At 31.0% G+C, this 9160-nt stretch carries 8 protein-coding genes and 1 pseudogene; 5 read left to right on the top strand and 4 right to left on the bottom strand.

Annotation, left to right across the window (positions count from 1 at the left end; genetic code table 11):
- Position 1 precedes the first annotated feature (1 nt).
- The 4 genes from ABMA78_RS08775 to ABMA78_RS08760 all read right to left on the bottom strand — a co-directional run bounded on the left by ABMA78_RS08775 (position 2) and on the right by ABMA78_RS08760 (position 3344).
- Entirely contained in the window at positions 2–1624 is a 1623-nt protein-coding gene (locus tag ABMA78_RS08775; protein ID WP_392859082.1) for an McrB family protein, read from the bottom strand.
- Positions 1625–1986: 362 nt separating this feature from the next.
- Positions 1987–2295, bottom strand: coding sequence for a hypothetical protein (locus tag ABMA78_RS08770; RefSeq protein WP_392859080.1), 309 nt, complete (start codon positions 2293–2295; stop codon positions 1987–1989).
- A 12-nt stretch (positions 2296–2307) separates the two neighbouring features.
- A complete protein-coding gene (locus ABMA78_RS08765) occupies positions 2308–2463 on the bottom strand; it encodes a transposase (protein WP_392859077.1) in 156 nt (51 codons plus the stop codon).
- Between the two features lie 338 nt (positions 2464–2801).
- Positions 2802–3344, bottom strand: coding sequence for a hypothetical protein (locus tag ABMA78_RS08760; protein ID WP_392859075.1), 543 nt, complete (start codon positions 3342–3344; stop codon positions 2802–2804).
- A gap of 100 nt (positions 3345–3444) precedes the next feature.
- Here ABMA78_RS08760 and ABMA78_RS08755 point away from each other — a divergent pair, with 100 nt between their 5' ends.
- From ABMA78_RS08755 to ABMA78_RS08735, 5 genes and pseudogenes are all read left to right on the top strand, one after another.
- A complete protein-coding gene (locus ABMA78_RS08755; RefSeq protein WP_392859073.1) occupies positions 3445–4029 on the top strand; it encodes a biosynthetic peptidoglycan transglycosylase in 585 nt (194 codons plus the stop codon).
- A gap of 128 nt (positions 4030–4157) precedes the next feature.
- On the top strand, positions 4158–4874 hold the full coding sequence (locus tag ABMA78_RS08750; protein WP_392859070.1) for a hypothetical protein: 717 nt from the start codon (positions 4158–4160) through the stop codon (positions 4872–4874).
- 288 nt (positions 4875–5162) lie between these two features.
- Positions 5163–7085 carry a DUF4365 domain-containing protein gene (locus tag ABMA78_RS08745; RefSeq protein WP_392859068.1) on the top strand — a complete coding sequence of 641 codons (1923 nt, stop codon included), beginning with the start codon at positions 5163–5165 and terminating at the stop codon, positions 7083–7085.
- Positions 7086–7121: 36 nt separating this feature from the next.
- On the top strand, positions 7122–7619 hold the full coding sequence (locus ABMA78_RS08740) for a tyrosine-type recombinase/integrase (RefSeq protein WP_392859065.1): 498 nt from the start codon (positions 7122–7124) through the stop codon (positions 7617–7619).
- Between the two features lie 1405 nt (positions 7620–9024).
- Positions 9025–9105 (top strand): annotated as a pseudogene (locus ABMA78_RS08735) (histone protein); the annotation flags it as partial.
- Between the last annotated feature and the right edge of the window lie 55 nt (positions 9106–9160).

Genomic DNA, 9160 nt, shown 5'->3' with positions numbered 1-9160 from the left:
TCTAGTCCCCAGACTGAACAGAAATAGACTTTCCGATACCAGTTCCAAATAATTTAATTCGCAATTTTATCGAACTTAAAAATTGATCTAATAATTTTAATGATTCTATTGCTATTTGTTTATGTTCAAAGAGCTCTGGGTTACCATCAAGCCAGTCTTCCCTTTTCTCAGGAATCAATAACTCCTCGGCTCCATTTTGCATTAACTGCTCAAACAGCTGAGGTAAAATTTTAAACTCCCATGTACTAGAAATATCTAATGTTGATATAATCCCGTCTGACATAAAGCCAAACTCTCGTGCGTTTTGTTTATTTGAAATTTTATCTACTATTGTGGAATTGCTCTTTATTGTTTCTTTATCTACTTTATCTATAACTTCAACTAAATTAAACTCTGTTGCAGAGACTTTCTCAAAAATTATTATCTTATTCTTAAACTCTTCTTTATTATCACTATAACATAGCTTGGTACCTGTCTCGGAACTGACTCCTTTTAAATTCAACCTCCATGTACCATTTGCGGCTTCACCACTATACATCTTTATTTCATTACCATCATATTTTACACCTTGGTAGTTTATAGAAATATCGTAGACAGTATCTCTTTCAGGCTTATCTATAAATAGATGAACCATTCCAGTTTTTGGATTTTTAACGCCTTTCATAGATAAATCTACTTGATTCCCTGACCCCCCAGTCATTCCTCCTGTTTCTATCCAAAATTGACTATTATCTGTATTCCTTGCGCAATCTGTTTCCAACATATAACTATGCCCCAATATGCTTTCTGGTGAAAGACATGTTTTTAATACGTTTTTATTTAATTCGGACCACATTCTAATCGATTGTTCTTCAATTTCTTCTAGCTCTCTATTTAATATCGACTTAAGCCTATTTACTAAGCCCTCTTCTGTTAGCGGATCAATATGAACAAAAGCAAATCTTCTTCTTAACGCAGAATCCATAGAGATAACAGATTTATCTGTCGTATTCATTGTACCAATTATATAAATATTTTCGGGTACAAATAATAGCCTTGAAGAATATGGTAATGTCACTAATGCTGTCTCTCTATCTACGACCCAACTGTCACTTTTACTACTCCATTTCGCCCTCTTTGACTGCTCCATACTAATCAGTAAATCTCCAAAAACTTTAGGTACATTTGACCTGTTTAGTTCATCTATTAAAACAAGGTAGTCTTTATCTGGGTTTAAAATCGCTTCTTTACATACTCTAATAAAGAAACCATCTTTTACTGAAAATGATGACTCATTACTAGTCTCGAAACTCTGAAAAAAATAGTCACTTTCATTATTTTTAAATGGTACAGATTCTATTTCACCGAAACTGCTAATCTTAACCTCTTTACCTACAAAGCAATCACTAAGTACGTGTTGTACATTGGGCCTTAATCCCTCAACGAAATCTTCATAAGAGGTACTTGGATGTGTAGTAATAGCATACTTTCCTTGACCATTCCCAGCAAGGCAACGTCCTGTATACGATGTCCATTGCTCGCATATTTCACCTACAGCATAAGTTTTCCCTACTCCAGGAACACCTTGTAAAACTACATTTTTATATGATCTCAGTATATTAATAAGTCTAGTTGTATTATTCACTTAAGCTCCAAATCTGTTATAAAAGCCCATAAATTAGGCACATAAAATCTAAACGTTAAAACAAAATTTTTTAATAGAATTCACTTACATCATTCATGTTAAATCTTCAGAATAATTGTTCCAGGTGTTTCATTATTGACACCCGTAACCATACTTTAAATTACTATAATCATTAATCGTCAATTGAGAGAAAAAGTTGAACAAAATCATTAACTTAATATAGACATAAGTTTCAAAGGCTAAGTACTAGTTTTTACAGAGATAATTATTACAACTAAAAAGAGAGATTTCGATTTACCGGCAGGAATAATCTTTTCCCATAGGCTATCTTATTTAATGTATCTTGCATGAAATACATCTTGCTAAACAATTCTATTTCGAGAGTCCTCGCCATAACGAAAATCTGGACGAAGAAATCCTTGAGAGATACTTTTATCTTCATCGACATTAAAGCTATTATTTAACCACTCAAGAGTTTCATTAGCCTTAAATAGATCAACAACTTCATAGAGAGTAAAAGATAATTCACAACAAACTTTCTCGTAAACTGAAAAAGGGGACTCTTGAACTACATGTACAATATTAGTCCTTGCAGGTTTTCTCAGAGTATACTTGAAAGCATCTGCCAAATAGCTTGCTTCAATTAGAAGAGAAGATATATAAACGGCCACCTAAAATTGAATTTAAAACAATAGCCTTTTCTGGACTTCAAGAGTTGATATCTTCATAACCCAACACATAGCTTCATTAATATTTGCCATTGGCGCTTCAAGCATTAAATGAAAATGGTTATTCTTGAAAGTAAAGGCATATATTTTAACTTTATAATCCTTTACCATTCTTTCTAAAGCATTTTATTTAAAATAGATTTATATATAGATTGCAAAAGCCTAGAAACGCTTAACACTAAGAAAAGTACATAGAACCTTTATTTAGCTGATAGCAAGTTCTTTAGGACTGCAAGAATTGATAATATAAAAGAGAGGCTCGTCAACTTTGCCACTCTTCCCACCAGGTATTGAAAGGCTTCATTCGATTAGCGAAACTCCGGAGACTTAAGTATAAAAAAAGCAGAGAAGAAAGTCCCATATACAAAAGTTTTTTTCACAGTCAAAGAATGGATTCATATAGTACCGACTTTAATGAGTTACTTGGAATTATTATTTTTTTAAATCACTTAATCAACATTTCTAAATGAGCCTACATTTTGACTTTTTAAGCACTTAAGCATTTGTTGATCTATTTTGTATACTCTTTCATTTGTTACATCTATTGATTTATTGATTGCCTCGAATGATGGAATATTATCAACTTGAAGGTGCAATCTTCTTAATAGTATCCCAATCCAATTAAAGTCTTTCATTATACGGTCTTGTAATAAAGTTTTTAATTTAGCACCGTAGAATTGCTCAACCTTACAAATATTAATATTCATTCGCGAGTTCCATTCGTACAAAAACTTGTTATATTCATCGAATCGATCTTGAGTCTTATCAGGAAGTCCTCTTAGTTTTACATCTTTATGAGAATAGAGAAGTTTCCTTTCCAGGTACAACCTCCTATCCATTAACGAACTGATTTCTTCAAAAACTTCAGTAGCCATCTGCATTTGATCATCAAGCCTCTTATCAGATATCTTTAACTTATGTGCTCTTAGTTGATACTGGTGTACAATTTGAGACCCAAATATCTTAGTTAAAACAAAGCCTAAAAATGCCAAAACAGTCGGATGCTTTAAAATAATCTCGATATTATCAATTTTAAATTCAAAAATATAAATGTAAAGTATTGCAATTATAAGATTGAGTAAGGTTAAGCTAATGTATAAGTTATTATTTAATATATTCCCCATGCTAATAGAGATAAAACAGCAAGTACTATTTGTCAGCAACATTATATCCATTTATGAAAAACAAAAGAAATCAATACCAAGATATATTCAGAAAGCTGTCATAATATTAGAGGACAAACGCTTTTACTCACATCCAGGATTTGATCTAATAGCAATATTTAGATCTATTATTTACAACTTATACAAGGATCAAAAATCTGGAGCAAGTACCATTGAACAACAGCTCACCAGAACTTTAACAATGAAAAAAGACCGAACTATAAGAAGAAAAATCCTAGAAATAATTGTCGCAAAACAAATATCGAAGAAGTTCGACAAAGAAACAATCTTAAACTGTTACATTGACTGTGCCTATTTAGGAACTGGTCTTACTGGCTGTAACAATGCTTCTCTCAAAATCTATAAAAAAGAATACCATCATCTAAACCTAGAGGAATCCTTCCTAATTGCATCTTGCTTAAAGTATCCAATTCCTAAACAATTTCAAAAAAATTGGGAAAATAAAGTACAAATACGAACAAGTTATGGCATCCATAAAGTTCAAAATCATTAACAATGTAATCTTTATTACAGAGTTGTTGAAATACAGCACACCAGACATTAGAGGAATAATATTTGGACAAAATGACACTTTCTTAATATTTTGTGATCTATATAGTAAACCTTCACATAAAAAGTTATATGTACTTTGCACTAAAAGATTATTATTTTTATAAGAAAAAGAGAAGACAATACTCACCTGAGGAACTCAAAAAATACAATTGTTTTCCAGCAACAACTGAATGCTTTGAAAATTTAGAGCATATACCAGCAGGTGCATTTATGTTTGTGCACACCCGAGAAAGTATTTTGAGTTGGCTCGTTATGTATTATACAAATAGTATTTGGAGTCATGTATGTATTTTTAAAAAAAATGGATATGTTCTAGACATGACAACTTCGGGTGTGACTACGCACAGCGCCAACAATTATCTTGATCGAAAGAGCTATCTAACAGTTATCGCATTAAAAAATTTCCATCCAAAGGTTCCTGCCAATACTACTCAGAAGAAGCTTGAGAATATTCCATATAGTTGGCCTACCGTACTTAAGAAGTACTTTGCTTACATTACAGGAATGGCCCATTTTCGTTGGATTTATTATGGAGACTTCTTGCTGCTCTATTTAATCGTTTCAAGCATTCTATTTTTATTTTCTACAAAACTAGCAGTTATTCCACTATATCTAGGTTTAGCCCATTTATTGATAATTACTTACAATTTAGTTCGATACAGAAGTATACCCCATCCTACAGTTCTAGATGATACTTTCGATTCAAAAGCACTATTTTGGAATCCAAAAACAATTTATATATATTTAACATATCTCGCTTCTAAGGCTGATGCATCTCGTAGATAAAGTAAATTTTAATGATTCTAACTCTCTACTTAGGTCATCTAATTGCAGGACCAGAAACTTCCTTCAAAAAAGTATTACCGCAGAATTGTATATTACTAAATTATTGAGCAAAACTTGTTCGTTATGCTTTACATGACCCCTATGAAAAATACCCCCCATATGGAATCCACACTTCAAGCTACAGAGGTGTCCTAAATAAAGATAAATATCTATCTAATAAACAATGGTAAAATTAAATAGTTCAATCAAATGAAGCTTACTAGTATATAGATAATTGGAAGATAATTAATGAAAAACATGCCTAATAGACATAGAACACACCAGTTAGAAACAGAATCCGTTAATGCATTCAAGCGAGAGGTACCTAGCTCATGGGTTATACGAGAGGTAGAAAAAGATTATGGAATAGATCTTGAAGTGGAAATATTTGAAAGTACAGGTGATGCAACTGCTGAAAAATTCTACGTCCAGCTTAAAAGTACAGACTCTACAAAAAAAACGGATCATTTAAAAGAGTCAGGGTTCAAGGTTCAAACATATAATTATTTGTGCAAACAAAAATACCCTGTCCTTATCGCAAAGTATAATTCTCAAAATGATACAATTTATTATAAATGGACTTTTGAGAAGTTGAAAAGTCCAATTAGAAACAATGCCAAGTCATTCACCTTTCATTTTGAAGAAGTTAAGATTTTCAAAAATGAAGTAATGAAAGATATTACAATTGATTTGAAAAATTATTTATCTTTCACTTCAAATAAAGACATTGAAACCTTCAGATTAAAAATCATATCAAACACTTCATCTTTTGAGATTTTTGATTTTATTAAGTGTTTAAATTTTTCGAATAAACATAATAAAATATTGTTCGATATGTACGAATATGATGGAACAATTAAGTTAAGCAAAGATCATCTTGAATTGAAAGTAGCTGGTGGAGCAAGTTCCTTTATTTACCCCCTCCAGCATAATGAGACCCCTGAATCAATAATAGAAAAAATACTTTTTTCCCTAGGCTTCCTTCTTGTTAGCGCTGAAAAAGTAAGACTTGGTATTCCACTAGTTAGCAATACATACAAAACCTTAAGTTTAAACAATGTAGAAACTCTAACTCATCTAATCAGTTCGTTAATTAAAATAAAGAACTACGAGATTATAGAAGAGATTCATCATTGGTGTTTAAATGAAGAAAAAAACACAAATATATCAAAATCAATTTCAACATTCCTTCTAAGTTTTTTGCCACGTGATAGAGAATCACATAACCTAGTCGAAAGAATTCTAGGACACAACCTACAGCACGATATCAAAGAAGGAGATGATACACAGATAGCAATTTCACAATACAACTTAGGTAGATTTTTTTTAAGAGAAAACCCTCTAAAAGCATTTTTTTATCTTAATGAAGCAAGAAAAAATGATAACAAATATCTAGAGAGAGATTATTATTGGAAGGAGCTAGGTAGTGTTACATATAGAAAAAGAAAATACTCAACATCAAAAATATTATATCAAAGATCAATTGAAATAAAACCACAATCTATTACAATTGCCTACCTTGGTGATTGCTATTTACATAGCCTTGAGTTCGAAGATGCCCTTAAATCTTTCACTTTAGCAATTGAAAAAGATTGTAAACGTGAATTACCAAGTAGATATAGACTGTTAGAGATTATACTTCCTTTAATAATTTCAGATATTAACTCTTTAAATTCTGAAGCTACCGATGAGTCAATTAGCAGAGATAATTTTGTAGAACTAAAGAAACTTAACCACAAAATAAGCGAAGACCTTATTGAACCTAATTATTGGTTTAATAAAGCAATATTTATGAATAACATACAAAAATTCGAAGCTGCTTCAGTAATATTCTGTTGGTGTGCTCTGTTACATGAAAAAGATAACGAATCATGGGCAAATGCTATAATAAGTCTTTTCAACCTAGAAAAAAAATCAAACAAAGATGAAGATAAAAATTTTCTTAACATTATCGTAGAGATTTTTAAAGAAGCTTATTTTTGTAATGGCGAAGAGTTTTTTTATTATTTAATGCAAAGACTTGAAGAGGTCACCCTACCTGGTTATAGAGAACAGATATCAGAATTAATGATACTACTACATAAGGAAGTACAATCCCCAGAAAAATGCGAAATAAGGATACACGGGGACGAAGACAAGACTAAAGTACTAGAATACAGTAAAAAGATATAACGAACAGCAATTAGAAATAGTAAACACAATAATCCTTTGCTCGACTTTTATCAGATGACTCTTAACACAGGACTAAGACTTGGCGAGATTTGTGGTTTATGTTGGGATAGAGTTGACTTCAATGGTGGCTTCATTAGCATCAATCGCTCTCTAACAAGAGAGGGCCTTAGAAACACGACAAAGACCCATAAAGGCCGATACATTCCAATGAATGATAAGGTTAGGGCCATACTCGAAAATCGTCTTAAAACACGAAATTCAGAGTTCGTTTTTTCTACTCCTAATGGCGAACCTCTACCCTACAGCCATATTAACCAAAGACACTTCAAAAAAGCACAACGAGTTGCGGGCCTTTCAAAAATAATTCGCTTTCACGATCTAAGGCATACATTTGCGAGTCACTTTATGATGAACGGAGGAAACCTCTATACATTGCAGAAATTATTAGGGCACTCCGACATCAAGACGACAATGATCTATGCTCACTTAGACAAAGATTTTATGATTGAAGCCGCTAACGTTGTTTCGTTTTAAATAAAGAAGTACACATCTGTGTACTTCTTTCATTTCAAAATAAAGTTTCTTGTTTTATATCCGATTAATATATCAGTTTTAATTTGGAGCCCTCATGTACAGAAAGCATATAAATGACTTTATTATAAATATTAATTCAATAAGAGCATTCTTAACAATTTCGGACTTTCTAGTAAACGAAGATACATCTGATACACTCATGGAAAATCTAGCGAACTGTATTATGAACAGTGAAAAGCTCAACGTAAAAGAAAGTAAGAATGGAATGTCTGTACAACTAGATCATTTAGCTAACATGAAAATGGCAAGTGTTTTAGAGAAATCTTCAACACAAAAACATAAACATAAGCTATTACTAAGAAGCTGTATTATTAACACGATAGGAGCTACAGAGTGGCTTTTTTCGAATTTACTACATCAATATTATAAAAAACACCCAGAAATTATACAGTTAGATAATTCAACAATAGAATTTTCAAAAGTAAAAAAACTTAATAAGGTAGAAGACATTGAAGACTATTTAATCAGTCAGAAAGTTGAAAATATAATTCGTACAAGTTTCATGAAATGGACGGAATCAATAGACAAAATTTCCTCAAAAATATTAAACAATAATTTCTCACAGACGAGACAAGAAATATTTGAAGTTTTTCTTATCAGAAATATTTTAGTACATAATAATGCAATAATTAATAACATATTTATGAGTTCTTTAAACGAAGAACAAAAAATGAAATATCAAATTAACAAGGAAATTAAACTGTCAGATGAACTGACAAAAGAATACATAGAAAGGGTTGAGAAAGCTTTTCTTCATATTTCAATAAAAAAATGGATACTTCTAGAAGCAGAAGATAAAAATAGATCAGATTTTCTTCTTAATATGTCTAAAAAATATATGATTGAAGGAAATTACAATCAAGCTATTGTTATACTTAAACTACTACTAGAAGACAAAATTACAACCGCAGAAATAGCGTCTGAATCAGCACTATTAATATGTTTGTGCCATAAAAAGAACAACGACCAAAAAGAACTTGAACTATCTTTAAAAGGGTTAGACTTTTCTGACAAAAATGAAAAACTACAACTTTATAAAGATATAATTGAAGGTATAAGTTTTGACTTAATATCTAAAAGAGTTCTTAAATTATTTAAAGCAAAAAAAATTCCATACTTAACAATTCAAGATGATCCAATTTTTGAAGACTTTAGATCACACATGGAATTCCCCAATTTTTTGAACAAAGTGAAAAAAATTAGACCTTCAAAATCAAAAGATATTAAAAAATTTGTAGATACTCTAATGTCATTATCTAAAATGATAAAAGATAAAGATCAAACAGATCAAAGTATAAACAACAAAAACTCAAAAAAAGTCGTAAAAAAGAAAGTTGCTAAAAAAGTCGTAAAAAAGAAAGTTGCTAAAAAAGCGACAAAAAAGAAAGTTGCTAAAAAAGCGACAAAAAAGAAAGTTGCTAAAAAAGCGACAAAAAAGAAAGTTGCTAAAAAAGCGACAAAAAAGAAAGTTGCTAAAAAAC

It is taken from the genome of Halobacteriovorax sp. RZ-2, assembly GCF_043196685.1.
Lineage (GTDB): Bacteria > Bdellovibrionota > Bacteriovoracia > Bacteriovoracales > Bacteriovoracaceae > Halobacteriovorax_A.
This window is presented reverse-complemented; position numbering and strand designations above follow the sequence as displayed.